Source organism: Phreatobacter sp. (genome assembly GCF_027532945.1).
Classification (GTDB): domain Bacteria; phylum Pseudomonadota; class Alphaproteobacteria; order Rhizobiales; family Phreatobacteraceae; genus Phreatobacter.
The window spans coordinates 1-25,921 of the sequence record NZ_JAPZTZ010000017.1 but is presented as its reverse complement, the minus strand read 5'-3'; the positions used below and the strand labels follow the sequence as shown (position 1 = coordinate 25,921).

At 68.5% G+C, this 25,921-nt stretch carries 26 protein-coding genes and 1 riboswitch; of the genes, 13 read left to right on the top strand and 13 right to left on the bottom strand.

Going from position 1 to position 25,921, the window contains the following annotated elements:
• The first annotated feature begins 69 nt into the window (after window positions 1-69).
• On the top strand, window positions 70-606 hold the full coding sequence (locus tag O9344_RS13260; protein WP_298477952.1) for a hypothetical protein: 537 nt from the start codon (window positions 70-72) through the stop codon (window positions 604-606).
• A 135-nt stretch (window positions 607-741) separates the two neighbouring features.
• On the opposite strand, the gene thiC is transcribed toward O9344_RS13260, so the two are convergent.
• Together thiC and O9344_RS13250 are read right to left on the bottom strand one after the other, a co-directional pair.
• The gene (gene thiC, locus O9344_RS13255; protein ID WP_298477949.1) at window positions 742-2,640 is read right to left on the bottom strand and encodes a phosphomethylpyrimidine synthase ThiC; all 1,899 of its coding nucleotides are present in this window, start codon (window positions 2,638-2,640) and stop codon (window positions 742-744) included.
• Between the two features lie 97 nt (window positions 2,641-2,737).
• Window positions 2,738-2,864, bottom strand: a riboswitch (TPP riboswitch).
• Between the two features lie 139 nt (window positions 2,865-3,003).
• Window positions 3,004-3,648, bottom strand: a complete 645-nt coding sequence (locus tag O9344_RS13250) for a non-canonical purine NTP pyrophosphatase (protein WP_298477946.1) — start codon at window positions 3,646-3,648, stop codon at window positions 3,004-3,006.
• 85 nt (window positions 3,649-3,733) lie between these two features.
• On the opposite strand from O9344_RS13250, the gene O9344_RS13245 reads away from it, so the two are divergent.
• Window positions 3,734-4,012 (top strand): hypothetical protein, encoded by a 279-nt coding sequence (locus O9344_RS13245; RefSeq protein WP_298477943.1) that lies wholly within the window; start codon window positions 3,734-3,736, stop codon window positions 4,010-4,012.
• Here O9344_RS13245 and rph read toward each other — a convergent pair whose 3' ends face one another.
• Entirely contained in the window at window positions 4,013-4,726 is a 714-nt protein-coding gene (gene rph / locus O9344_RS13240) for a ribonuclease PH (RefSeq protein ID WP_298477940.1), read from the bottom strand. It abuts the gene before it with no gap.
• A gap of 148 nt (window positions 4,727-4,874) precedes the next feature.
• Here rph and hrcA point away from each other — a divergent pair, with 148 nt between their 5' ends.
• Both hrcA and O9344_RS13230 read left to right on the top strand, forming a co-directional pair.
• Window positions 4,875-5,972, top strand: coding sequence for a heat-inducible transcriptional repressor HrcA (gene hrcA / locus O9344_RS13235; RefSeq protein ID WP_298477937.1), 1,098 nt, complete (start codon window positions 4,875-4,877; stop codon window positions 5,970-5,972).
• A gap of 114 nt (window positions 5,973-6,086) precedes the next feature.
• A complete protein-coding gene (locus tag O9344_RS13230; RefSeq protein WP_298477934.1) occupies window positions 6,087-6,467 on the top strand; it encodes a VOC family protein in 381 nt (126 codons plus the stop codon).
• 207 nt (window positions 6,468-6,674) lie between these two features.
• Here the strand turns inward: O9344_RS13230 and O9344_RS13225 are convergent, their stop codons facing one another.
• Both O9344_RS13225 and O9344_RS13220 read right to left on the bottom strand, forming a co-directional pair.
• Window positions 6,675-7,298 (bottom strand): alpha-ketoglutarate-dependent dioxygenase AlkB, encoded by a 624-nt coding sequence (locus tag O9344_RS13225; protein ID WP_298477931.1) that lies wholly within the window; start codon window positions 7,296-7,298, stop codon window positions 6,675-6,677.
• Complete coding sequence (locus tag O9344_RS13220; RefSeq protein ID WP_298477928.1) at window positions 7,295-8,179, bottom strand: hypothetical protein; 885 nt, start codon at window positions 8,177-8,179, stop codon at window positions 7,295-7,297. The genes O9344_RS13225 and O9344_RS13220 overlap by 4 nt, the downstream gene beginning before the upstream one ends.
• A gap of 381 nt (window positions 8,180-8,560) precedes the next feature.
• Here O9344_RS13220 and dnaK point away from each other — a divergent pair, with 381 nt between their 5' ends.
• On the top strand, window positions 8,561-10,456 hold the full coding sequence (gene dnaK / locus O9344_RS13215; RefSeq protein WP_298477925.1) for a molecular chaperone DnaK: 1,896 nt from the start codon (window positions 8,561-8,563) through the stop codon (window positions 10,454-10,456).
• A gap of 79 nt (window positions 10,457-10,535) precedes the next feature.
• A complete protein-coding gene (gene dnaJ / locus O9344_RS13210) occupies window positions 10,536-11,675 on the top strand; it encodes a molecular chaperone DnaJ (protein WP_298477922.1) in 1,140 nt (379 codons plus the stop codon).
• Window positions 11,676-11,713: 38 nt separating this feature from the next.
• Here the strand turns inward: dnaJ and rmuC are convergent, their stop codons facing one another.
• The 3 genes from rmuC to O9344_RS13195 form a co-directional block, all read right to left on the bottom strand.
• On the bottom strand, window positions 11,714-12,895 hold the full coding sequence (gene rmuC / locus O9344_RS13205; protein ID WP_298477919.1) for a DNA recombination protein RmuC: 1,182 nt from the start codon (window positions 12,893-12,895) through the stop codon (window positions 11,714-11,716).
• A 67-nt stretch (window positions 12,896-12,962) separates the two neighbouring features.
• Window positions 12,963-13,586: an SCO family protein gene (locus tag O9344_RS13200; RefSeq protein ID WP_298477916.1), complete on the bottom strand. Its 624-nt coding sequence runs from the start codon at window positions 13,584-13,586 to the stop codon at window positions 12,963-12,965.
• Window positions 13,587-13,593: 7 nt separating this feature from the next.
• Window positions 13,594-13,764 (bottom strand): hypothetical protein, encoded by a 171-nt coding sequence (locus O9344_RS13195; RefSeq protein ID WP_298477914.1) that lies wholly within the window; start codon window positions 13,762-13,764, stop codon window positions 13,594-13,596.
• Window positions 13,765-13,851: 87 nt separating this feature from the next.
• On the opposite strand from O9344_RS13195, the gene O9344_RS13190 reads away from it, so the two are divergent.
• The 7 genes from O9344_RS13190 to O9344_RS13160 all read left to right on the top strand — a co-directional run bounded on the left by O9344_RS13190 (window position 13,852) and on the right by O9344_RS13160 (window position 22,287).
• The gene (locus tag O9344_RS13190) at window positions 13,852-14,901 is read left to right on the top strand and encodes a ligase-associated DNA damage response exonuclease (RefSeq protein WP_298477912.1); all 1,050 of its coding nucleotides are present in this window, start codon (window positions 13,852-13,854) and stop codon (window positions 14,899-14,901) included.
• A complete protein-coding gene (locus O9344_RS13185) occupies window positions 14,898-16,535 on the top strand; it encodes a cisplatin damage response ATP-dependent DNA ligase (RefSeq protein ID WP_298477909.1) in 1,638 nt (545 codons plus the stop codon). The genes O9344_RS13190 and O9344_RS13185 overlap by 4 nt, the downstream gene beginning before the upstream one ends.
• A gap of 75 nt (window positions 16,536-16,610) precedes the next feature.
• Window positions 16,611-17,666, top strand: a complete 1,056-nt coding sequence (locus O9344_RS13180; RefSeq protein ID WP_298477906.1) for an AbrB family transcriptional regulator — start codon at window positions 16,611-16,613, stop codon at window positions 17,664-17,666.
• Between the two features lie 95 nt (window positions 17,667-17,761).
• Window positions 17,762-18,505, top strand: coding sequence for an SGNH/GDSL hydrolase family protein (locus O9344_RS13175; protein WP_298477903.1), 744 nt, complete (start codon window positions 17,762-17,764; stop codon window positions 18,503-18,505).
• Between the two features lie 102 nt (window positions 18,506-18,607).
• A complete protein-coding gene (locus O9344_RS13170) occupies window positions 18,608-19,813 on the top strand; it encodes a cell surface protein (protein WP_298477901.1) in 1,206 nt (401 codons plus the stop codon).
• A 54-nt stretch (window positions 19,814-19,867) separates the two neighbouring features.
• Window positions 19,868-20,812: a DUF6384 family protein gene (locus O9344_RS13165; RefSeq protein ID WP_298477899.1), complete on the top strand. Its 945-nt coding sequence runs from the start codon at window positions 19,868-19,870 to the stop codon at window positions 20,810-20,812.
• 11 nt (window positions 20,813-20,823) lie between these two features.
• Window positions 20,824-22,287 (top strand): hypothetical protein, encoded by a 1,464-nt coding sequence (locus tag O9344_RS13160; protein ID WP_298477896.1) that lies wholly within the window; start codon window positions 20,824-20,826, stop codon window positions 22,285-22,287.
• 64 nt (window positions 22,288-22,351) lie between these two features.
• On the opposite strand, the gene O9344_RS13155 is transcribed toward O9344_RS13160, so the two are convergent.
• The 5 genes from O9344_RS13155 to O9344_RS13135 all read right to left on the bottom strand — a co-directional run.
• Entirely contained in the window at window positions 22,352-23,671 is a 1,320-nt protein-coding gene (locus O9344_RS13155; RefSeq protein ID WP_298477891.1) for a HAMP domain-containing sensor histidine kinase, read from the bottom strand.
• A 38-nt stretch (window positions 23,672-23,709) separates the two neighbouring features.
• Window positions 23,710-24,381 (bottom strand): response regulator transcription factor, encoded by a 672-nt coding sequence (locus tag O9344_RS13150; protein WP_298477888.1) that lies wholly within the window; start codon window positions 24,379-24,381, stop codon window positions 23,710-23,712.
• Between the two features lie 208 nt (window positions 24,382-24,589).
• Window positions 24,590-24,808, bottom strand: coding sequence for a hypothetical protein (locus O9344_RS13145; RefSeq protein WP_298477886.1), 219 nt, complete (start codon window positions 24,806-24,808; stop codon window positions 24,590-24,592).
• Between the two features lie 135 nt (window positions 24,809-24,943).
• A complete protein-coding gene (locus O9344_RS13140; RefSeq protein WP_298477883.1) occupies window positions 24,944-25,702 on the bottom strand; it encodes a carbonic anhydrase family protein in 759 nt (252 codons plus the stop codon).
• Window positions 25,703-25,793: 91 nt separating this feature from the next.
• On the bottom strand, window positions 25,794-25,921 hold a 128-nt coding region (locus O9344_RS13135; RefSeq protein WP_298478545.1), incomplete at its 5' end, for an integrase core domain-containing protein.

The following is a 25,921-nucleotide window of genomic DNA, read 5'->3' as shown; positions in this document are numbered from 1 at the left end:
CAATACTCTTGACGCAACCTGGGGTATAAGAACAAAATAAGAACATAACGCGCAGCAAGCGAGCGGGCGATGGATGAGGCGGTGGAGAAAGGCCTGACCCTCTGGCGTGCCCTCATGGTGCAGCTGGACGAAAGAGATCCGGACGGTCCCCGTTGGGGCGAGGCCGATTATCACGCTCTCGCGGCGGAGCCCTTCGAAATCCGGATGCTCTGCGTGATGGATTCTCTGGAATACAATGTCAGCAATGGCGGCTGGGGGCAGTTTCTGTGGAACTGTGTCGCCCACTGGCGGGTCATGCTGGACATCGCCGAAAGGGCCTATGCCCTGACCGGAGCACCTGATCACGCGGGAACCATCCCGGAGCTTCGGCGCTGCTGCGACCACTGCGAGGCCGATGCGATCGCTTCAAGGGCGCGGGCCGTCGCGGAACGCAACTTTCTCGTCGAAGGCTATCCCATGTTCGGGGAATTCCTCGACCGCGCCCGCGCCTACGACAACGGCAATTGGCAGACCGTGTTCTACGGCGAGCAGGCTTGGCACGCCCGCCTTCGATGGCTCACGGCGAACGAGGGTTTGATAAGGCGGTACTTGGGCCAACTGAACTGACTTCACCCCAAGGGGTGATCTGGTGCAGAGCCGGCACTGACTGTGATGCAGGTCGGGAGTGCGTCCTTCGAGGCTCGCTTCGCTCGCACCTCAGGATGAGGAAGGGGCGCGACCTTCGCCGCGCCCCCGTCTCGCTCACAGCTTGCTGTTGCTGGCCTTCACCGCTTGCGTGGTCTCGACATAGACCTTGCCGCCCATGGCACGGAACTTCTCGCTCATCTGCGCCATGCCCTCCTCGGCCGTGATCCCGTCGGCGCCGGCCACTGCCCGCCGCTCCGGATCATTCAGCGTCGCCGCATAGTCGCGCACGTCCTGCGTGATCTTCATCGAGCAGAATTTCGGCCCGCACATCGAGCAGAAATGCGCGACCTTGTGGGCCTCCTTCGGCAGGGTCTCGTCGTGGAACTCGCGCGCCGTGTCCGGATCGAGGCCGAGATTGAACTGGTCCTCCCAGCGGAACTCGAAGCGCGCCCGCGACAGGGCGTCGTCGCGCAGCTGCGCGGCCGGGTGGCCCTTGCCGAGATCGGCCGCATGGGCGGCGATCTTGTAGGTGATGACGCCGGTCTTCACGTCGTCGCGGTTCGGCAGGCCGAGATGCTCCTTCGGCGTGACGTAGCAGAGCATCGCGCAGCCGAACCAGCCGATCATCGCCGCGCCGATGCCGGAGGTGATGTGGTCATAGCCCGGCGCGATGTCGGTGGTCAGCGGGCCGAGCGTGTAGAAGGGCGCCTCGCCGCATTCGCGCAGCTGCTTGTCCATGTTGATCTTGATCTTGTGGATCGGCACGTGGCCGGGCCCCTCGATCATCACCTGGCAGCCCTTCTTCCAGGCGATCTGGGTGAGCTCGCCCAGCGTCTCGAGTTCGGCGAACTGCGCCGCGTCATTGGCGTCGGCGATGGAGCCGGGCCGCAACCCGTCGCCCAGCGAGAACGACACGTCGTAGCGCCGCATGATGTCGCAGATCTCGTCGAAATGCTCGTAGAGAAAGCTCTCGCGGTGATGGGCGAGGCACCATTTGGCCATGATCGAGCCGCCGCGGCTGACGATGCCGGTGACGCGCTTGGCCGTGAGCGGCACATAGGCGAGGCGCACGCCGGCATGGATGGTGAAATAGTCGACGCCCTGCTCGGCCTGCTCGATCAGCGTGTCGCGATAGAGCTCCCAGGTGAGCTTCACCGGATCGCCGCCGACCTTCTCCAGCGCCTGGTAGATCGGCACCGTGCCGATCGGCACCGGCGAGTTGCGGATGATCCATTCGCGGGTGTTGTGGATGTTGCGGCCCGTCGACAGGTCCATGACCGTGTCGGCGCCCCAGCGGATCGACCAGACGAGCTTGTCGACCTCTTCCTCGATGGAGGAGGAGACGGCGGAATTGCCGATATTGGCGTTGATCTTCACCAGGAAGTTGCGGCCGATGATCATCGGCTCCAGCTCCGGGTGGTTGATGTTGCAGGGGATGATGGCCCGCCCGCGGGCGATCTCCGAGCGGACGAATTCCGGGGTGATGAAGGCCGGGATCTCCGCGCCGAAGCTCTCGCCGTCGGCGATCGTCTGGGCGGCGCCCTCGATCATCGCCTTCCGGCCGAGATTCTCGCGCTCGGCGACGTAGATCATCTCCTTGGTGATGATGCCGGCGCGGGCGAACTCGTATTGCGTCACCGGCGCATCGCCGACGCCGCGCAGCGGCTGGTGGGAGACGGGGAAGGCGCGGGCAAGGTGCCGGCCGGCATGGCCATTGTCCTCGGGCTTCACCTCGCGGCCGTCATAGGCCTCGACCCCGCCGCGCTCCAGCGCCCAGGCGGTGCGGTTGCGGGCAAGGCCCTTCTCCACGTCGATGACGACGCTGGGATCGGTATAGGGGCCGGACGTGTCATAGACGGGAAGCGGCGGCTCGCCCGAGCCCTCCGACAGGATGATCTCGCGCAACGGCACGCGCAGGTCCGGCGCGCTCTCAGGGATCGCATGCACCTTGCGGGAGGCGGGCAGCGGACCGGTGGTGACCGCGGGCTTGATGTCCTTGACCGGGACGTTCATGGGGCGCCTCCCTTCAGGCAGATGATGTTGGCCGGCCGCGCGAAAGCGCGCCGGCGACAGTCGGACGGGCCAGTCGGATGACGGACGGGGAGTGTCGTGAAACCAAGGTGTCCCATCCCTCCGCCGGCATGACCCGGATCAGGTTCAAGGGTCGCTTGCGGGGTTCCGGTGAAGGAACGGTGCAGCCTCTCAGCCCCTTCGTCGGGGCCCCCCTTGGACGGGGCCCAATCTGGACCCTTCGCCGGCGAAGTCAAGCGGAGGGGCGCGGGAGAGGGATGCGGGGGAAGGAGTGCCCATGGGGCTGGGCATGACGGACAGCGGGACCGGAGCGGCAGGAGCTCAATCCAGGCTCCTCACCCACGCTCACCCGCCGAACACCGCCTTTTCCAGCGCGATGAAGGCGCGCGCCCGATGCGACAGGCCGGCACCCTTTGGCGGCAGACCGTGCTTTTCCTCGGCCGTCATCTCGCCGAAGGTCAGAGCATGGCCGTCCGGCTGGAACATCGGGTCATAACCGAAGCCCTTCGGCCCGCGCGGCGGCCAGGCGAGTGTGCCGAAGACGCGCCCCTCGAAGATGCGCTCGGAGCCATCCGGGAAGGTCAGCGCCAGCGCCGAGACGAAATGCGCCCGCGCGCCCGCCGTCGTCACGCCGCGCAGGGCGAGTTCCCGGTCCACCCGCGCCATGGCGGCGGCGAAATCGCGTGGCTTGCCCGCCCAGTCCGCGGTGAACAGGCCCGGTGCGCCGTCCAGCGCGTCAATGGCGAGGCCGGAATCGTCGGCGATGGCGGGAAGGCCGGTCGCATCCGTCGCCGCGCGCGCCTTGATGAGCGCGTTCTCGGCATAGAGCGTGCCGGTCTCATCGGGCTCGGGCAGGCCGAGATCGCCGGCCGAGACGAGCTCGACGCCGTGCGGTCCGAGCAGGTCGCGGAATTCAGCGAGCTTGCCCGCATTATGGGTGGCCACCACGAGGCGCATACCAGCCTCCAGTACCGTCATGGCGCGTGACATCGTGCTTTCCGTATGGTCATATGCACAAGTGAATTCGACCGATTTCGCTCGTACATTCAAGGGGCTATCCGTGGCGACGACTGTGATGATGAGGCATCCTCAGACCGGTTTGGTGAAGAAGGGCCTGGTGGGCTTTTCCTGGACCACGCTCTTCTTCGGCGGCTTCCCGGCCCTGTTCCGTGGCGACATCGTCATCGGCCTCGTCACCATGGTGCTGAGCTTCTTCACCCTTGGCATCAGCAACATCATCTGGGCCTTCATGTACAACAAGCAGTACACGACCCGGCTGGTCGAGGGTGGCTATGTCTTCGCCGACGGCGAGGCGCTGAACGCCCTCGGCCGCGCGAAACTCGGCATCGCCTGATCAGACCACCGCCGTCTTCTGCAGGTCGACGAGGCGGGCGCAGCCGCCGCGCGCGAGGTCGAGCAGGCTGAGGAGCTCCTCCTGGCTGAAGGGGGTCTTCTCTGCCGTTCCCTGGATCTCGACGATGCCGCCGCCACCGGTCATGACGAAATTGGCGTCGGTGTCAGCGTCCGAATCCTCGGCATAGTCGAGGTCGAGCACCGGCGTGCCCTGGTAGATGCCGCAGGACACCGCCGCGACATGGTCGCGGATCGGGTTCACCTTGAGCATGGACCTTGCCGTCATCCAGGCGATGCAGTCGTGCAGCGCCACCCAGGCGCCGGTGATGGCGGCCGTGCGGGTGCCGCCGTCGGCCTGGATCACGTCGCAATCGATGGTGATCTGCCGCTCGCCAAGCGCCTGCAGGTCAACGATGGTGCGCAGCGACCGGCCGATCAGCCGCTGGATCTCCTGGGTGCGGCCCGAGGGCTTGCCGGAGGTCGATTCACGGCGGGTGCGCTCCAGCGTCGCCCGCGGCAGCATGGAATATTCCGCTGTCACCCAGCCGCGGCCCTGGCCGCGCAGCCACGGCGGCGGCTTCTCTTCCAGCGAGGCGGTGCAGAGCACGTGGGTGTTGCCGAACTTCACGAAGCAGGAGCCCTCCGCGTAGCGGGCGACGGCGCGCTCCAGCGAGACGGGGCGCAGCGCATCGGGGGCGCGTTTCGAGGGACGCATGGGCGTGATCCTGGGGCGAAGGGGGCCGGGTCGGGCGGTCATAGGGCCGAACGGCCGGGGCGGCAAGGACGCTCAGCCGGGGGCCCGCCAACAGAATGCTTGATCGGCGGGCCCGGCAGGCCCAAATTCGCTGCTGGAGGTTTGCCCCTTGTCAGCCGAGTTCCCGCGCCAGAATCCCGATCCGACCGCCGGTGCCCCTTCGGCGCTGGCCCGGCTCGACGAACGCTCCCGCGAGATCTTCCGGCAGATCGTCGAGAGCTATCTTGCCACCGGCGAGCCGGTGGGCTCGCGCAACATCTCCAAGATCATCCCGATGACGCTGTCGCCGGCCTCGGTCCGCAACGTCATGCAGGACCTCGAGGAGGCCGGCCTCATCTATGCGCCGCACACCTCCGCTGGCCGGATGCCGACCGAACGGGGCCTGCGCTTCTTCGTCGACGCGCTCATGCAGTTCGGCGACCTCGCCCAGGAAGAGCGCCAGGCCATTGAGGCGCAGGTGGCGGCCTCCGCCCGGCAGCAATCGTTCGAAACCGTGCTGGCGGATGCGACGCAGCTCCTCTCCGGCCTGTCGCGCGGCGCCGGCGTGGTGCTGTCCTCGAAAAGCAATGTCCGGTTGAAGCACATCGAGTTCGTCCGCATCGAGCCGGAGCGCGCCCTCGTCGTGCTCGTGTCCGAGGATGGCCAGGTCGAGAACCGCATCGTGCCGATCCCGGCGGGCCTTCCGCCCTCGGCGCTGATCGAGGCCTCGAACTTCCTCAACGCCCATATCCGCGGCCGAACCCTCGCCGATGCGCGCAACGAGCTGCAATCGAGCCTCGACCAGTCGCGCCAGGAACTGGATGGGCTGACGCAGAAGCTGGTGCAGGCGGGCCTCGCCTCCTGGTCCGGCGGCGATCCGACCGAGCGCAAGCTCATCGTCCGCGGCCAAGCGAACCTGCTTGGTGATCTCAAGGCCATGGAGGACCTCGAGCGCATCCGCCTGCTGTTCGACGACCTCGAATCGAAGCGCGACCTCGTCGACCTCCTCGGCCGGGCCGAGACCGCCGACGGCGTGCGCATCTTCATCGGCTCGGAGAACCAGCTCTTCTCGCTCTCCGGTTCCTCCATGGTGGTGGCGCCCTATCGCGACGGCCAGAGCCGCATCGTCGGCGTGCTCGGCGTCATCGGCCCGACCCGGCTGAACTATGCGCGCATCGTGCCCATGGTGGACTACACGGCGAAAGTCCTGTCGCGGCTCATCACCTGAACGGCACATGACCGGCGCCGCCTCATTGTCGCCGGGCTGCCATCCGACCATGATCCTCTCGCGACTGGCGGGGGGAGGTCGTCCTCCCGCGCGCATACATGGGAGGAGACCCGCATGAGCGGCCGGTTCAACTGGAACGAACTGATGACGAACGACATTGCCAAGGCGAAGGCCTTTTATGGCCAGACCCTGGGATGGACGTTCGAGCCCTTCCCCATGCCCGATGGCGAGTACTGGATTGCCCGCGCCCCCGACGGCACGCCGACCGCAGGCATCATGCCGATGGACCCGCAGGACACTGAAAGCCAGCCCGGCTGGCTGTCCTACGTCCAGGTCGACGACCTCGACCGCGCCGTGTCGGCCACCACCGCCAGCGGCGGCCAGGTCCTCCAGCCACCCATGGACATTCCGAATGTCGGCCGCATCGCTGTGGTCGAGGATCCGGCCGGCGCCGTGCTCGGCCTGATGAAGCCGGTCACCGCGCCCGCGAGTTGAGGATCGCGGCTCCCCTCCCCCCGCAGAGCGGCGGGGAGGGTGGCCCGAGCGGCAGCGGAGGGCCGGGTGGGGGGATGGAATGCCATGCCCCGGAAGGCCCCCACCCCTGACCCCTCCCCGCCGCAAGCGGGGGGAGGGGAATGGTGCATGAACGGGCGACCGGACCCATAACCGTGACGGTCTTGATCGACTGGAGCAGGCCGGTGCTTAAACCGCAGGCTTCGTCACGCGCCGGAGCGTCAGGTTGATGCGCCCGCCATCCTTCAAGAGGCCGCTGGTCCCGGGGATGAGCCGGTCCACCCCGTGATAGGCGAGCCGCGCCGCGCCGCCGAAGACCAGCACGTCGCCCGAGGCGAGCTTCACCGGCACGGTCTTGCCACCGCGCACCGTGCCGCCGATGCGGAACAGCCCGGTCTCGCCGAGCGACAGCGACACGACCGGCGCATCGAAATCCTCCTCGTCCCGATCCTGATGAAGGCCCATCCGCGCGCCCGGCCCGTACCAGTTGACGAGGCAGGCCTGCGGCGGATGCGGATAGCCCGATACCGCCTCCCAGATCGCCATGATCTCGGTGGGGATCGGCGGCCAGGGCTCGGCCGTCACCGGATGCAGCGGCTGGTAGCGATAGCCCTCGCGATCCGACACCCAGCCGAGCGACCCGAGATTGGTCATCTTCACCGAAAAGGGCTGCCCCGTGCGCGGCATGACCGGCTGGAACAGCGGCGCGACATGCAGGATCTCGCGTAGCGTGTCCACGAGGCGGCGCTGCGCCTCACCATCGCAATAGCCCGGATACCAGGTGCAGCCCGGAACGACCGGAACCGCGCTCATTGCTGCGGGGCGGGCGCCGGGTTCTGCGGCGGCGGGCGCGGGCGGGCGGGGCGCGGAGGCGCGTCGGAGGACGGCCCGCCGACCATGGCGGTGAGCTTCTCGGCACGCGCCTCGGTAAACTTCAGCGCGCAAAAGCCAGGCCCGATATCGGAGGTGCCGTAATTGCGGCAGAGCCGCTCGCGGTTTGCCGGGAAGGCCGCCTGCTCCTGCAGGAACTGCCGGCCCTCGGGCGTGCTGCGCAGGCGCTCCTGAAGGATGCGGCGGGCATCGTTGAGCTTGCGTTCGGCGACGCCGCGCGCACGCTCGATCTCGCGATCCGCGGGGATCTCGCGGTCGTTCGGCCCCCAGAGCCCGGACGGGTCGAAGACGCAATCGTCGAAGGTACAGACCCCGCCCGGCGCCGAAACGAAGGCGGCATCCGCCATCAGGTCAAGAATGATGGTGCAGCCGGGGAAAGCGGCCTGGTAGCGCGCGAGCCCCTCCGGCCGGCCCGCCGGCGTCAGCGTCACCGGCCTGCCGCCATTGAGGTCGGGCGCGCACATATTGCGGATATCGTTGCCGCGGCGCCCGACGATGTTGGTGGCGGCGATCGTGTAGCCCGCCTGCGCGCCGGCCCCGGTGCGGCTGATCACCATGGACCCATGCTGGCCGAGGAAGCGCAGCGTGCGGCCGGGCAGACCCTCCTCCCAGCGCCGCAGCGGCGGGCCCGAGACCGTGCGCGGCACGGAGGGATCACCGATCGGGCGGGCACCGGCACCGCCCGGCGTCGCAGCCCCCTGTGGCGTGGGGTTCACGGCACCCGGCAACTGCAGCTGCGCCAGCGCCGGCCCGGAGGGAACGGCGAGCGTCAGAATCAGCAGGAGTGCGGCGCGGCGGGGCATGAATCATCCACAGTTCGGAGCCGACACATAACCTGCGCCCGACTCAGCGTCATTACGCACGGTACAAGTTCGGCACGACGCTGCCGCGATGTTGCGCGCGGGACGCACTCGCCGGTGGTCCTGCCGGTATCCCCAGGTCGAAAGATTCCCTCACGGCGACGTGACGCGGACGCTTGCGGCGCCATGGTGCCCCCCCTATATCCGGCCCAACAGGCGGAAAGCGGCAGGGCGCCGCGGCTTTCGCCAGTCACCACCAGCTTGCAAACCCCGCTTGACGAAGGGGTCGGCGCGAGCGGCCGGAACGAAAATCCCTCTTCGTCCCGGCGCGTGAGCATCACGGGTGCTTCGGGCCCGGCCGATCCGCTTGAGAAGGAGTAGACCATGGGCAAGGTCATCGGCATCGACCTGGGTACGACGAATTCCTGCGTGGCCGTCATGGAAGGCACCACGCCGAAGGTCATCATCAATTCGGAAGGCGCCAACACGACGCCGTCCATCGTCGCCTTCACCGACGAGGAACGCCTCGTCGGCCAGCCGGCCAAACGCCAGGCGGTGACGAACCCCGAGCGCACCATCTTCGCGGTGAAGCGCCTCATCGGCCGTCGCTTCGACGACCCGACCGTTACCAAGGACCAGAAGCTCGTCCCCTACCAGATCGCCCGCGCCGGCAACGGCGACGCCTGGGTCGAGGTCGAGGGCAAGGCCTACTCGCCCTCGCAGATCTCCGCCTTCACGCTGATGAAGATGAAGGAGACGGCGGAGGCCTATCTCGGCCAGAGCGTCGACCAGGCGGTCATCACCGTTCCCGCCTATTTCAACGACGCCCAGCGCCAGGCCACCAAGGACGCTGGCAAGATCGCCGGCCTTGAGGTGCTGCGCATCATCAACGAGCCGACGGCGGCGGCCCTCGCCTATGGCCTCGACAAGAAGTCCAACGGCACCATCGCGGTCTACGACCTCGGCGGCGGCACCTTCGATGTGTCGATCCTCGAGATCGGCGACGGCGTCTTCGAGGTGAAGTCGACCAACGGCGATACGTTCCTCGGCGGCGAGGACTTCGACATGCGCCTCGTCGACTACCTGGCGGCCGAGTTCCAGAAGGAGCAGGGCATCGACCTGCGCAAGGACAAGCTCGCCCTGCAGCGCCTGAAGGAAGCGGCCGAGAAGGCCAAGATCGAGCTGTCGTCCTCGACGCAGACCGAGATCAACCTGCCCTTCATCACCGCAGACGCCTCGGGCCCGAAGCACCTGCAGCTGAAGCTCACCCGCGCCAAGTTCGAGGCGCTGGTGGACGATCTCATCCAGCGCACCATGGAGCCCTGCAAGAAGGCCCTCAAGGACGCCGGCATCTCCGCGGGCCAGATCGACGAGGTTGTTCTCGTCGGCGGCATGACCCGCATGCCGAAGGTCCAGGAGGTCGTGAAGCAGTTCTTCGGCAAGGAGCCGCACAAGGGCGTCAACCCGGACGAGGTCGTCGCCATCGGCGCCGCGATCCAGGCCGGCGTGCTGCAGGGTGACGTGAAGGACGTCCTGCTGCTCGACGTGACCCCGCTGTCCCTCGGCATAGAGACGCTCGGCGGCGTCTTCACCCGCCTGATCGACCGCAACACCACGATCCCGACCAAGAAGAGCCAGGTCTTCTCCACCGCCGACGACAACCAGAACGCGGTGACGATCCGGGTCTTCCAGGGCGAGCGCGAGATGGCGGCGGACAACAAGATGCTCGGCCAGTTCGACCTGGTGGGCCTGCCGCCGGCGCCGCGCGGCGTGCCGCAGATCGAGGTCACCTTCGACATCGACGCCAACGGCATCGTCAACGTCCAGGCCAAGGACAAGGGCACCGGCAAGGAGCAGCAGATCCGCATCCAGGCCTCCGGTGGCCTGTCCGATTCCGACATCGAGAAGATGGTGAAGGACGCCGAGGCCCATGCGGCCGAGGACAAGCAGCGCAAGGAGCTCGCCGAGGCGAAGAACCAGGCCGACGGCCTCGTTCATTCGACCGAGAAGGCACTTGCCGAGCATGGCGCCAAGGTCGGGGAACCTGAGCGCAAGGCCATCGAGGACGCGCTGGCGGCCGTGAAGGAAGCGGTCAAGGGCGAGGATGCCGAGGCCCTCAAGGAGAAGACCAACGCTCTGGCGCAGGCCTCCATGAAGCTCGGCGAGGCCATGTATGCGGCCCAGCAGGCGGAAGCCGAGGGCGGCGCCCAGCCGAAGAAGGACGATGTCGTCGATGCCGACTTCACGGAAGTGAAGGACGACAAGAAGAAGAGCGCGTAAGGCCTGAAGGGCCTACCCATCGAGCCCCCGGACATTGTTCCGGGGGCCTTCGCTTGACGAGGGGCGAGAGCGACTGTCGATGTCCAAGCGCGACTATTACGAGATCCTCGGTGTCCCCCGGGACGCCGACGAGGCGGCCCTGAAATCGGCCTTCCGCAAGAAGGCGATGCAGTGCCATCCCGACCGCAATACCGGTGACGAGAAGGCCGAGGCCGAGTTCAAGGAGCTGAACGAGGCCTATCAGGTGCTGTCCGACGGCCAGAAGCGCGCGGCCTATGACCGCTTCGGCCACCAGGCCTTCGAGAATGGCGGCGGTGGCGGCCATCCCGGCTTTGGCGGCGACTTCGCCTCCTCCATGTCCGATATCTTCGAGGAGCTGTTCGGCATGGGCGGCGGCCGTCGCCGCGGCTCGTCCGGCGGACGCGAGCGCGGCGCCGACCTGCGCTACAACATGGACATCACCCTGGAGGAAGCCTTCGCCGGCAAGTCCGCCCAGATCCGCATTCCCACCACGGTGTCCTGCGAGGCCTGCTCGGGAACCGGCGCCAAGCCCGGCTCCAAGCCGAAGACGTGCGGCACCTGCGGCGGCCATGGCCGCGTCCGCGCCTCGCAAGGCTTCTTCTCCATCGAGCGCACCTGCCCGACCTGCCAGGGCCGCGGCCAGGTCATCGAGGATCCCTGCGCCTCCTGCTCGGGCGCCGGCCGCGTCACCCGCGAGCGCGTGCTCTCGGTGAACATTCCCTCGGGCGTCGAGGACGGCACCCGCATCCGCCTCGCCAACGAGGGCGAAGCGGGCTTCCGCGGCGGCCCGACAGGCGACCTCTACATCTTCCTGTCCATCGAACCGCACGCCTTCTTCCAGCGCGACGGCCAGGACCTCTATTGCCGCGCCCCGGTCTCCATGGTCACCGCCTCGCTCGGCGGCACCTTCGAGGTGCCGACCATCGACGGCGGCCGCGCCCAGGTGAAGGTCCCCGAGGGCACCCAGTCCGGCAAGCGCTTCCGCCTGTCGGGCAAGGGTATGCCGGTGCTGCGCTCCAAGGCGTTGGGCGACCTCTATGTCCAGGTCGACGTGGAGACCCCGCGCAACCTCACCAAGCGGCAGAAGGAGCTGCTGGCGGAGTTCGAGAAGGAGAGCTCCAAGGACACCCAGCCGGAGACCGCCGGCTTCTTCGCCCGCGCCAAGGCGTTCTGGGACGGTCTCGCGAAGGAGGGGTGAGGCGGGCGGGCCTGCCATGCGTCAGGCACTGTTTTCCCTCACTCCGCCGCCATCGACCCCTTCAGCGGCAGCTTGGCCAGCGGTGGCTGGACCGCCGGCTCGTCGAATTCCAGCGCCTCGATACGCGCCCCCCGCCTGGTGATCTTCTCCGACGAGGTGATGATCTGGCCGAGATCGTCCTGCGCCTGGCCGAAATGCTTCTGCAGGTTGAGCACCCGATCCGTCAGCCTCCCGACATCATCGAGCAGCAGCGAGACCTCCTTCTGGATGACGCGGGCCTCCTCGCGCATCCGCTCATCCTTCAGGAGGCCTTGGACCACCTGCACCGCCAGCATCAGCAGCGAGGGCGAGACGACCAGCACGCGGGCCCGGAAGGCCTTCTGCATCACGTCGTCGAAGAACTCGTTGAGGTCGGCATAGATGCCCTCCGAGGGCACGAACATCAGCGCGACGTCCTGCGTCTCGCCGGCGAGCAGGTATTTCTCGGCGATGTCCTTGATGTGGACGGAGAGGTCCTGCCTGAGCCGCTGGGCGGCGAGCCGCTTGACCTCCTCGGCCTTGGCCTCGCGCCACAGCGTCACCGCCTCCAGCGGGAACTTGGCGTCGACGACGAGGCCGCGGCTGTCACCGGCGAGGCGGATGACCGCGTCGGGACGCTTGCCGTTGGACAGCGTCGGCTGCAGCTGGAAGCCGTTGCGCGGCAGGGCGTCGGTGAGGATCGCCTCCATGCGCCCCTGGCCGAAGGCGCCGCGCGCCTGCTTGTTGGCGAGCACGTCCTTCAGCGTCACCACCTGGCCCGCAAGGTCGGTGATGTTGCGCTGGGCATTGTCGATGACGGCGAGCCGCTCGTTGAGCTTGCCGAGGTTCTCCATCGTCGACTTGGACTGGCCCTCCAGCGACTGGCCGATCCGGGTCGTCATGCCGTCGAGCCGGTCGCCGAGCTGCTTGGCGAGGTCGTTCTGGCGCGATCCGAGCCCTTCAGCCATGGCCTGGAGCCGGCCGGTCAATTCGGACTGAATGCGGGTCATCTCTCCCATCCGCTCCTCCAGCTCCTGGGCGTGGATGACGGAGCGCTGGGCCTCCAGCGCCTGGGCGGCGGCCTGCCGGCGCAGCGCCACGAAGACCACGACGAGCAGCAGGACCGCGAAGCCGAGGAGGCCGAGGACGAGTTCGCCGGCCGTGACGGGGCGGCCGCCGATGACAAGAAGGATGTCGGACATGCCGCCACCTTAGGTGATTCGGCGGCGCTTCACGAACGAAGGGGGAACGGTAGTGGGCACCGCCCGATCAGAGATAGCGGCGCAGGTCCTGCGCGGCTTTCGCCGGGTCGCGCGCCACGTCGAAGGTCGAGACGAACTGGCCGCGCCGGTCCATCAGATAGACGAAGGTCGTGTGGTCCATCGTGTAGCCACCGGCATCCAGCGGCACCTTGCGCGCATAGGCCCGGTAGGCGCGCATCGCCGCCGTGACCTGCTCCTCCGTGCCGGTGAAGCCGCGGATAACGGCATGGAAGCTGCCGAGATAGGTCGAGAGCAGCTCCGTCGTGTCGCGCGCCGGATCGACGGTGATGAAGACCACATTGACCTTGGTGGCATCCGTCCCGAGCTGGTCGAGGATCTGGGTGATCTCGAAGAGCTTGGTCGGGCAGATGTCCGGGCAATGGGTGAAGCCGAAGAAGACGAGGCTCGGCTTGCCCATCAGGTCCTGCTCGCTCACCGCCTTGCCGGTCTGGTCGGTGAGGGCGAAGGCGCCGCCGATCGCCGAGGGGCTGGAGGCGAGCTGGCCGCCGCGCGGCATGGTGAAATGCACCACGGCAGCGAGAATGCCGAGGCCGCCGACCAGGAGAGCGAGCGAGAGCAGCAGCGCGATGGAGCGCGGGCCCCTGGCGGGCGAGGGTGTCTTGTCGGTCATGGCAGGCTCAGAAGCACCAGGCGAGGCCGGCGGCGAGCGTGTCGAGGAAGACCTTGGCGCCCTGCGTCCACCAGAGGAGACCCGAGGCGAGGAACAGCGCGGCAACGCCCGCCGCGGTCGCCCATTTGGCGAGGCGCGGGACGCTGGAGGAAGGCTGCTGAACCGTCCGGGTCGACATGGCGTTTATCTAGTCCACAATGCAGCCCGACGCAAAAGCCCGGGACGCCCGCCCGTTCCCCTTTTCGTGAAGAGCCACCCGTCCCCGATGCGCCCCGACGACCTTCTCCAGCCGACGCCGCGGGGCCTCTATTGTCCGCCGGCCGATGTCTATATCGACCCGGTCCGGTCGGTGGAGCGGGCGCTCATCACCCACGGCCATTCCGACCATGCCCGGCCCGGCCATGGGGCGGTGCTCGCCACCGCCGCGACGCTGAAGATCATGGCGATCCGCTACGGCGAGAACTTCGCCGGCACGGTGCAGGCGGCGGACTGGGGGCGGCCTGTCACCATCAACGGCGTCACCTTCACCTTCCATCCCGCCGGCCACATCCTCGGCTCGGCGCAGATCGCGGTGAGCTGGAAGGGCCTCACCATCGTCGCCTCCGGCGACTACAAGCGCGGACGCGACCCGACGGCGGAGCCCTTCGAGGTCGTGCCCTGCGACGTCTTCATCACCGAGGCGACCTTCGGCCTGCCGGTCTTCCGCCATCCCGATCCGGCGGCGGAGGTGGCCAAGCTCCTCGCCTCGCTGCGGCTCTTCCCCGACCGCGCCCATCTCGTCGGCGCCTATGCGCTGGGCAAGGCGCAGCGGGTCATGTCGCTGGTGCGCGCCGCCGGCTGGGACCAGCCGATCTACATGCATGGCGCGGCCGAGAAGCTGACGCGCTTCTACGAGGCGGAGGGCATCGACCTCGGCGAGGTGCGCCTCGTCAAGGCCGCCGACCGCAAGGCGCTGGGCGGCGCCGTCTTGCTCTGCCTACCCGGCTCCATGAAGGACGTCTGGGCCCGCCGCTTCCCCGACCCGGTCACCGCCTTCGCCTCCGGCTGGATGCGAGTGAGAGCGCGCGCCCGGCAGGGCGGCGTCGAGCTGCCGCTGATCATCTCCGACCATTCCGACTGGGACGAGCTGCGCGAGACCATCCGCGAGACGGGGGCCTCGGAGGTCTGGGTCACCCATGGCCAGGAGGACGCCCTCGTCCACTGGTGCGGCACGGTGGGCCTGAAGGCGCGGCCGCTGCGCCTCGTCGGCTATGGCGAGGAGGGCGAGGCGGAGCCCGCCGACCTCGCCCCCGCCAGCACGGAGCCGGCGGCATGAACCGCTTCGCCGCCCTTCTCGACCGCCTCGCCTATGAGCCGCGCCGCAACGCCAAGCTGGCACTGATCGCCGACCATTTCCGCTCGACACCCGATCCGGAGCGCGGCTTCGCCCTCGCCGCCATGACCGGCGCCCTCTCCTTCCGCAATGCCAAGGCGGGCCTCATCCGCGGCCTCATCGCCGAGCGCACCGATCCTGTCCTCTTCGGCCTCTCCTATGACTATGTCGGCGACCTCTCCGAGACCGTCGCGCTGATGTGGCCGGCACCCGAAGGTCCCGCGCGGAACGAGCCGCCTCCGACCCTCTCCGAGGTCGTCACAACGCTTGCCTCCACATCCAAGACCGCGCTGCCGCGCATCCTTGCCGGCTGGCTCGACCATCTCGACGAGACCGGACGCTGGGCCCTGCTCAAGCTTATCACCGGCGCGCTGCGCATCGGCGTCTCCGCCCGCCTCGCCAAGACGGCAGTGGCGGCGCTGGGCGATCGCGACCCCGACGAGATCGAGCTGGTCTGGCCGGGGCTCAAGCCGCCCTACGAGGAGCTCTTCGCCTGGGTCGAGGGCCGCGGGCCGCGCCCGGAGGCCATCGATCCCGCGCCCTTCCGACCGCCCATGCTCGCCCATGGCATCGAGGACGAGGATTTCGCCAAGCTCGACCCTGCCGACTTCGCCGCCGAGTGGAAATGGGATGGCATCCGCGTCCAGGCCGCCGCCGGCACCCTGCCCGACGGGCGGCGGGTCGCCCGGCTTTATTCCCGCACCGGCGAGGACATCTCCGCCGCCTTCCCGGACCTTGCCGAGGCCATGAGCTTCAACGGCGCCATCGACGGCGAGCTGCTGGTGCTGCGCGAGGGCCGCGTGCAGAGCTTCAACGTCCTGCAACAGCGCCTCAACCGCAAGCAGGTGACGCCGGCCATGCTGGCCGACTTCCCCGCCCATATCCGCGCCTATGACCTCATCGTCGCCGATGGCGAGGACCTGCGCGACAGGCCCTTCGCCGCCCGCCGCGCGCTGCTGGAGGCCTTCGTCGGCAGCATCGGCTCGCCGCGGGTCGACCTCTCCCCCCTCGTCCCCTTCGACTCCTGGGACGCGCTCGCCGCCTCCCGCCTCGATCCGGCCTCCGCCGCAGCGGGCGAGGATGCCGAGGCCATCGAGGGGCTGATGATCAAGCAGCTCCAGTCCGCCTACATGCCGGGGCGCCCCAAGGGCCTCTGGTACAAGTGGAAGCGCGACCCGATGGCGGTGGACTGCGTGCTGATGTACGCCCAGCGCGGCCACGGCAAGCGTTCCAGCTTCTATTCCGACTTCACCTTCGGCGTCTGGCGCGCCGGCCCATCCGGCGACGAGCTGGTGCCGGTCGGCAAGGCCTATTTCGGCTTCACCGACGAGGAGCTCGGCCAGCTCGACCGCTTCGTGCGCAACAACACCATCAACCGCTTCGGCCCGGTGCGCGAGGTCGTCCACAGCGCCACCGAGGGGCTGGTGCTGGAGATCGCCTTCGAGGGCCTGCAGCGCTCGACGCGGCACAAGTCGGGCGTCGCCATGCGCTTTCCGCGCATCGCCCGCATCCGCTGGGACAAGCCGCCGGGCGAGGCCGACCGGATCGAGGCGCTGGAGGTCAGGCTGAAGGATTGACCGGCGCGCCCCGCGCAGCAGGCATTCGCCCGTGGCTTTGCCTCGCCCGCCGCTTCGTGCGAAGCGGGCGAGGTGATGCCCGCTTCGGTTCTCCACTTTCTCCGGACCTTTGCGCTGCCCGGCCTCGTCGGGGCTGTCGGCGGCTGGATTTTCGCGTGGCTCGGCCTTCCGGCCGCCTGGATGTCGGGAGCATTGGTCGCGACCACGGTCATGGCGCTGGCGGGCTTCACCGTGGCGGTGCCTGGCCCCATCGCCACCGGCATCTTCCTGCTCTTCGGCACGATCATGGGCTCGGCGGTGACGCCGAACACCCTGCGCCTGATGATGACCTGGCCGGTCTCCATGGCAGGCCTTGCCGTCCTGGTCCCGGCCATCATCGCCGGCATCACGCTCTATCTGCAGCGGGTGGAGCGCCTCGACCGCAACACGGCCTTCTTCGCCTCCATTCCGGGCGCGCTGAGCTACGTCATGGCCATGACGCTCGCCTCCCGCGCCGACACCCGCGCGGTCGCCGTGATCCAGAGCTTCCGACTCGTCCTGCTGGTCGCGGCCCTGCCCGGCTTGCTGACGCTCGCCGGCCTCGGCGGCGTGCCCATGCCGCCCGCCCCGGCTGCCACCACGGACACGGCCGGTGAACTCCTGCTCCTCGCCGTGCTGTCGGCGAGCTGCGGCCTCGGCATGGAGCGCCTGCGCGTACCCGGAGGCGCGACCGTCGGCGCCATGTTGGCAAGCGCCGTGCTGCACGGCACCGGCCTCGTGACGGTCGGCGTGCCCGAGCCGCTGATGACGCTTGGCTTCATCGTCATCGGCCTCATCATCGCCGCACGCTTCGCCGGCACCTCGCTGGTGGAGCTGCGCCAGCTGCTCCGAGCCTCCATCGGCGCCTTCGTCGTCGGCGTCGCCGTCACGCTGGTCGTCGCCCTCGCCGTCGCCCTGATCACCGGCCTGCCCGCCGGCAAGGTCATCCTCGCCTATGCCCCTGGCGGCATCGAGGCCATGGCCATCCTCGCCTTCGTCCTCGACATGGACCCCGCCTTCGTCGGCGCCCACCATCTCGTCCGCTTCGTCGGCATCGCCTTGCTCCTGCCGCTTGCGGCGCGGATCGTCCTCGGACCCTCCCGGAAGGGCTGAAAACGGCGGAAAACGGCCAAAAACAACCCCAACGTGATTGCCGACACGGTCCGTCTCGGCTATCGGTCGCAGCAGGTTTTTTCGGGGTTCCCCGTATGCTCCGTCGTCGCCTGCCCCATCTCGGCATCGCCCTCGCCGCGCTCCTGGTCGCCGGCACCGCCACATCCCCCGCCTCCGCCCTCTGCACCGTTCCCTCCATCGCCACGGCGACGGCCTCCGGCGCGCTGCCGCGCACGACAGCGCGCCTCAAGGCCCGCCAGCCCGTGCGCATCCTCGCCATCGGCTCCTCGACCACCGCCGGCGTCGGCGCGGGCGGAGCCGGTTTCGCCCATCGCCTCGGCCCGATGGTGAAGGCGCGCTGGCCCGATACCACCGTCGAGGTCGTCGTCTCCGGCGTCTCCGGCGAGACCGCCTCGGGCGCGGCGGGCCGCCTGCGGGCCGAGCTCGCCCAGCATCAGCCGATCCTCGTCGTCTGGCAGCTCGGCACCAACGACGCCAATTTCGGCGTCTCGGCCGAGGCCTTCCGCGCCACCATCACCGCCGGCCTCGCCGCCATCCGTGCGGCGAATGCCGACGCCCTGCTGGTCGATCCGCAATATTCCCGCTGGGCCGAAGGTCGCCCGCGCACCGGCGAATTCGCCGCGCTCATCGCCTCCGAGGGCGCGCGGGCCGGCGTGCCGGTGGTCCGGCGCTACCAGGCCATGTTCCAGCTCGCCCAATCGAACCGCCCAGCCTTCGACGGCCTGATCGCCTTCGACGGCCTTCATCTCAGCGCCGCCGGCCACGATTGCATGGCCCAGCAGGTCGCCGGGACCATCGTCCGCAACGCCCGCCGCTGAAACAGCCGCGACGCAGCCGCGCGGCTGTCTTGCCATCGGCACATGCCGCCATCACATTGAGGCCGCCGGCGTCAGGCCGGTTCTGGCCCCATGAGCGATGTGATGACGACGCCCACCACCACCGCCCCGACCGGAACCACGACGACGGTCGTGCCCTCGGCGATGCAATATCTCGACCGCGCCACCGGGGTCCTGCGCGATCTCGGGCTCATGCCCGCCAAGATCGACGAGCAGCCGATCATCCCGCTGCTGCAGAAGATCTCCGACCTCGACGAGGGGCGCGTCACCATGATCGCCCGCACCCTCAACCAGGTCGGCGTCTTCAACGAGGTGGTGCGCAACCAGGTCGCCGGCATGGAGGTCGGCGAGCGCTACGAGCTCATCACCAAGAGCTTCAACTCGATCCGTGACGATGCCAAGCGCATGGTCGACCAGCTCGCCGATGGCAAGCTCTCGACCTTCGAACGGCTTGAGAACGTCTGGACCAAGGTGCGCCGCGGCGACATCGCCACCCGCTTCGACAGCATCCGCACCACCTATCTCGACGTCGCCCGCGCCACCAAGGACCAGATCCAGCGCGAGCAGACCATTCTCGACGCCTATCGCGATTTCCGCGGCGCGCTGAAACAGGCCGAGGTCCTCGCCCTCGAGGTTCTGCAGAAGGCCGACGCCAAGCTGCAGGAGAAGCAGGCCGAGCTGAAGGCCGCCTCCGAGGCAGTGGCCGCCTATGCCGGCTCGGTGCCCGCCGAGCGCGCCAATCTCGAACTCGTCCGCGACAGCAGGCTGCGCGAGATGCAGGACGAGGAGAAGCGCTTCCAGATCGCCAAGGACCTCTCCGACAACCTGACCATCGGCTACAACACCTCCGAGGTCATCATGGCGCGCCTGATGCAGACGACGAACGCCAAGGAGCGCGTCTATGCCCAGGCCATCTCCTTCTTCTCCACCAACGATGCCGTGCTGACCGCGCTGAAGGCCTCCTTCACCGGCCTGCAGGGCCTGCATGAATCGACCCGCACCCTCAACGAGATGAAGGAGGGCGTCTCCAAGTCGCTGGAGACCCTGTCCGAGATCGGCGACAAGGTGCAGGAAGAGGCTTTACGAGCCGGCTACGGACCGACCATCCGCGCCGATGCCGTGAAGAAGCTGGTGGAGAGCGTCGTCTCGTTCCAGGAGAAGTCCGGCGAGATCATCTACGAGATGCGCAAGCAGTCGACGCAGAACTCCAAGGAGATCCGCGACGTGGTCGAGGACGGCAAGCGCCGGCTCTCGGCTCTCGCCGAGAAGGGCGCGGCGCTCGGCATGTGAGGCGGGCCTGACGCCCGCCAGCCTTGCCGCCGCCGCTGACCGAGGGTCCGCTTCATGACAGATACCGCTCTCGCTCCCGCCGCGGCCGCCCCGGCGCCCGAGAGGCAGTCCTCCAAGCTCGACGACGTCATGCTCGCCATGGACGTCGTCGACACGCTGCGCCACGACCAGAAGATCACCGAGCGGGAACTCGCCGAGAGCGACCGTGAGGAGGACCTGATCGAGCGCCTGCGCGCCGTCTATCGCAGCCAGGGCATCGCGGTGCCGGACGAGATCCTGCGCCAGGGCGTCAAGGCGCTGCGCGAGGAGCGCTTCACCTACAAGCCACCGCGCGACAGCCTGTCGCTGAAGCTCGCCCGGCTCTACGTGACCCGTGAGCGCTGGGGCAAATGGGCCCTCGGCGCCCTCGCGGCCGTCGTCATCGGCGCGGGATGGCTTGCCTATGAGGGCTATTCGGCCCGCGTCGAGCTGACCCAGACCATCCCCGCCGCCATCACCCGCCTCTCCACCGACATCACCCGCGAGGCCGGCTCCGACGCCGTGCGCCAGCGCGCCGCGGCCCTCGTCATGGACGGCGAGACGGCGGCCCGCGACGGCAAGGCGGCTGCCGCCCGCGCCGCGGTCGCCTCCCTGGAGGCCCTGCGCGACGACCTTCGCCTCGAATATGACCTGCGCATCGTCTCACGCCCCGGCGAATCCACCGGCGTCTGGCGCCGCCCGCGTCGCAACCCAGGCGCCATGAACTACTATGTCATCGTCGAGGCCATCGGCCGGGACGGTCGGGCCATCGCAAGGCCCGTCACCTCGGAGGAAGATGGCACGACGCGGACCGTAACCAAGTGGGGCGTCAGGGTTCCCGAGAGCCTCTATCGCCGCGTCGAGGCCGACAAGCGCGACGACGGCATCGTCCAGAACGCCATCCTCGGCCGCAAGGCCCGCGGGCAGCTCGAACCGGTCTGGCGCGAGGCGCTGCCCGGCGGCGCCATTCTCGACTGGTAGGACGAGCCGCCATGATTCCCGGACATTCCGCCCTCGGCGGCATCGAGAGCGCCCTCGCCGAAATCCGCCGGGCCGAGGCCGACGCCAATGCGCGCCTCGACACGGCGACGCGACGCGTGGCCGAGGCGCGGGCTGAGGAGGCGGAGGCCTTCCGCGGCCTCGCCGCCTTCCGCCTCAATGCGGCCGGGGCGCTCGGCGGCACGCTCGCCCAGCTCGCCACCGACGTGCGCGCCATGCTGGCGCTGCGCCTCAACGACCGCAACAAGCTGGATGCCGAGATCACCGCGGTAGAAGCGGAGATCGACCGCATCGCCGACGAGCGCCAGCAGGCGACCCGTCGCCTCGACGACTCCGCCGAGAAGCGCGAGGCGGTGGCCAATGCCGCCCAGATCGGCCTCGCCGCAAAGACCGACTATCTCGCCGGCAAGGCCGAGGCCGAACGCCTCGTCAGGGTCGCCGAGGAGGCCGACAAGAAGGCGAAGCTCGCCGAGGAGGAGCTCGAGGCCAAGCGCAAGCCCTACGAGGACGATGCGCTGTTCATGTATCTGTGGCGCCGGTCCTACGCGACGGGCGCCTATGAGGCCGGCAACATCGCCCGGCTGCTCGATGGCTGGGTGGCAAGGCTCGTCGACTACAACAACGCCCGTCCAAACTATGCCCGCCTCACCGAGATCCCCAAGCGGCTCCGGGAACATGCCAACCGCAGCGCCGCCGCCGCGGTGGAGGCAACCGAGCGGCTGAAGGCCATGGAGCGGGAGGCCTTCCTCGGCACCGGCGGCGATGCCGCGGAGGCCGAGATCGGCAAGCTCCATGCCGAGCTGGAACGGCTCGACGCCACCCGCGCCGCCGCCGAGCAAAGGCACAAGGACCTCGACGACAAGGCGGCCGCCTTCGCCCGCGGCGAGGACGACCGTTTCCGCCAGGCCGTGGGCACCCTCGCCGAGGCGCTGCGCCGCGAAGACCTCGACCGCCTCTATGCCGAGGCCCTGCGCACGCCCTCGCCCGAGGACGAGGCCTTGGTCGGCCGGATCCGCGCCCTGCGCGACGAGCAGGAGCGGCTTGCGCTCGACACGCGACGGCAGAGGGCCGAGCTCGCCGAGCTGTCGCGCCGCAAGGGCGAGGTCTCGCAGGTGGCGAACGGCTTCCGCCAGCGCCGCTACGACGCCGATGGCTCGGTCTTCTCCAACGACGTGGTCGGCGCCCTGCTGCGCGGCCTCGTCACCGGTGTCATCACCGGCGCCGACTATTGGGGCCGCATGGAACAGGGCCGCCGCTGGCAGCGCCAGGACGATGGCAACTGGGGTGGCGGCAATTGGGGTGGCGGCAGCTGGGGCGGCGGCGGTAGCTGGGGCGGAGGCTCGTCCGGTGGCAGCTCGTCCGGTGGCAGCTCGTCCGGCGGCTCTTGGAGCGGCGGCGGCTCGTCAGGCGGTTCGTCGGGCGGTGGTGACGGCTTCGACACCGGCGGACGCTTCTGAGAAACCTTGGATCGTCCTGCAGGGCTTGCTGCGACTGCCGGCAAGGCCGAGCCCGACACGAAAGTCAGGCAACCCGCTCGGCGGGAAAGGCGACCACCGCACGGAGCCCACCCGCAGGGGCTCGGTCGAGAAGCAGTTCGGCACCATAGAGATCGCAAAGGTCGCGCACGATCCCGAGGCCGAGGCCGGTACCATGAACAGTCTGGTCCAGTCGGACTCCCCGCGCCTGGACGGCCATGATGTCCTGGGGAGAAAGCCCGGGTCCGTCGTCCGTCACCTCCAGCCGGGCAGACCCGTCGTCGCCGCGCCTGGCTGAAACCCGGATCGCCGATTGGGCCCATTTGGCCGCGTTCTCGACGAGATTGCCGGTGATCTCCAGAAGGTCAGTCTCGTCCATGAGCACCGCGATGGACCGGTCGCAGTCGATGTTGAAGCTGAGTTCGCGTCCACGCCCCACCTTCGACAAGGCCGTGCAGGTTCGCTTCAGGATGGGGCCGACCTCTGTCCGCCCCTGCCGGCTTGCGGCGTGGATATTCGCTCTTGCCCGGGCGAGCTCCCGTCGGACGACCCCGTCCATATGCGAGAGTTCGAGGGCGATGGGATCTGCAATGTCCAGCTGCCCTTCCGACCGCAGCCGCCTGACATGGACATCGATCACAGCCAGCGGCGTCTTGATCGCATGGGCGAGATCGCCGGCCCGGGCGCGCGCCTGGACGAGGTCCTTGGCCCGGGCCGCGATGAGGGCATTGGCTTCATCAACGAGCGGCTGCACCTCCCGGGGAAACTCTCCCGAGATCGTTGGCCGGGTGCCGGCGCGGACATCGGCAATCGCCCCCTGAAGCTGATTCAGCGGCGCCAGTCCAAACCGGAGGAAGCCCCAGAGGCCGGCCACGAGCAGGATGAGAATCCCGGCCAGGGAAGGGACAATGGCCGCGAGGAAGCCCTGGCGGGCCTCGACCAGCTCCGCATCGTCGATGGCGACCATGATCCGCGCCTCGGAAGGCCCCGATGGGGTCTCGACCGGCACGGCACGTTCCACCGCGAGCAGTTCCTGGTCCCGTGGCCCGGCCATCACCGCCACGCGCTTGCCGCCGACCTGCGGCCAGATGTCCGGCCATGCGAGGTCGAGCGCGCCGAGCGAGCCCGACCTCAGGACGACCCGGTCGGCGGTGCCGATCTGCCAATAGAGGCCGCCCGCGATCACATCGAACCGGGGATCATGCGGCAGCCGCAACAGGAACAGACCGCCATCGGCACCGGAGTGCAGCCCCCGGGCCAGTCCGCCGATGCGGTCATCGAGCTCGGCATAGGTGTGGGCGCGCACCGCGCGATCGAAAGCATAGTTGAGGACCCCCGCCATCAGGACGAAGACCGCGGTGAGCACGACGGCTGCCGTGAGCAGCAGCCGTCGATGCAACGAGATCATGGCGCGCCCTCGATCTGGCTGACGATGTATCCGTGGCCGCGCCGTGTCTCGATCAGTTCGCTGCCTACCTTTCGGCGGACGCGGGATACCAGAACTTCGATGGCATTGGAGTCGTGGTCCGCGTCCTGGTCATAGATGTGCTCGGACAGTTCCCCCTGGGACACGACGCGCCCCTGATGGTGCATGAGATAGGAGAGCAGCCGGTATTCGAGGGGGCTCATGGCGACCTCGCGTCCTTCGAGGCTGACGGCCCGGCGCCGCGTATCGACTTCAAGCACGCCTCGGCAGAGGATCGGCGAGCTGTGGCCGGCCGCGCGCCGGGTCACCGCGCGGATCCGCGCCAGCAATTCCTCCATCTGGAACGGCTTGACCAGGTAGTCATCGGCCCCGGCATCGATACCATCGACCTTTTCGCGCCAGCCGTCCCGCGCCGTCAGAATAACCACGGGCATCATCCGACCCGAGCGACGCCACCGCCTGAGGATGGTCAGGCCGTCGAGGACCGGCAAGCCGAGATCAAGGACGACCGCATCGAAGGTTTCGCTGTCGCCGCGGTACCACCCGTCCTCGCCGTCGCGGGCGAGGTCCGCCAGATAGCCTGCGTCAACCAGACTGTCACGGATGTCCCGGGCGATATGCACTTCGTCTTCGATGACCAGAATACGCAAGAAGGCTGCCCCTGTGCCGCGTCAGGCGCACGATCTGACGTGCCCTAACGGAAACACATGACGCCTGCGATGATTTTTGTCGATCTCCGGACTTCGCCGGGGGCGGCTGGTTACGGTCCCCTCGCAGTGTTGCACCCGCGGCCAAGATCCTCGACGTCATACAACGGCGGGCCCCTCCACCGGACAAAGGGGCCCCGGGGCGTGCCGATCAGTGCTGGCTCGGATAGTCCCTGACCGGCACTTTCGGCTCAACCTGGCCGGAGGTCTGCCCGGTGGCCGACCGGGCGGCGTCGCGCGACACCGAGCAGGCGCCGAGGGCGAGGGCAAGCGCCAGACAAATGGCAGCTTGTGTGAGGCCGCTGCGGGCGCATTGGCGGTCCGCCAGGCGGATGGGCCGCCCGGCGAGGTTATCCTGCGTCGTTCTCATGGGGACACTCCTCTATTGGCCTCGGGAAAGCCCCTTGGGGGAACCTTCCGGGCAAGGTTTTCGAAGCAGCACCCGTTGCCGGGCGCCCTGCTGGTATGGGGGAGGGGCGGGCTGCTGTGCGACGGCCGGCTGGCTCTACCGGTTCCGCAGCAGGAAGCGGCGGTTTGCCGCCTGCAGCGGGCGGGCGTTCATGGGAAACAGGCCCTTGAACGTATCGATGTCGCTCGCCGCCACCTCGATGGTGGAGCGGAGGACGTTCCAGTTCACGGTCTCGGAACAGGGCGGCGTGGTCAGGGAGCCCTCGTAGCGGAAGAATTCCCTGGCTTCGGGGAGGAAACTGCGGGCGTTGATCGGCCGGCGAAGCTTGGCCTCCCCTTCCCTCTTCGGCGCGGCCTTCATGATCTCGGCAAAGGCGTCGTGCTTCTTGCCAGCGGTCATCAGCACGCCGACCACGGCCAGCTTGCCATCGGACGCGGCATGGACGAAGTGAGCCTCCATGGCCGTCCTCCTGCCGTCGAATGCGTGTTCGCTGGGCGTGTGGAAATGAAACTGCTTCAGCTCGTAAGCGGTCCGCCCGAGTGTCAGGCGGCTCCCGGCCTCCGCATTGGCCTGGATCGTGTGGCCGTTATTGACGACCTCGAACGGCTGCGGTTCCCACCGGATATCAAGCCCGCCGACATCGGCTCGGACAGCGCCCTTCAGGTCGATGGGCGATTGCTGGCTGCCCACTGCGCAGGCCTGGAACCTGTTGTCGAGCTGCCCCCAATTCTCTGCGCCGCGGGCGCCGTCATACTCCCAGTGTGGCAGCGGGCTCTGGGCGAGAGCCGCAGAGGCGCAGGCCGGACATGCAATCATCGACGCGAGGAAGCGCCGACGGTCCAGGGGGTTCTTCATGGTGGTCCTCGCAGGTCGCGGCGCCGCCGGGGCGCCATTCACGTGTCGTCACTGCGATATAGACGGGACTGCCTTGCAGTGTTGTCGCCCCTTAAGTTCCGGACAGCGCCTCCCGGCTTGAGCGCTCGTTGATGAACTCGCGCGGGGAACGATATCCCAGCGCGCTATGCGGGTGAACGGTGTTGTAGTGCTCGAACCATTGCGGCAACTGCGCGATGA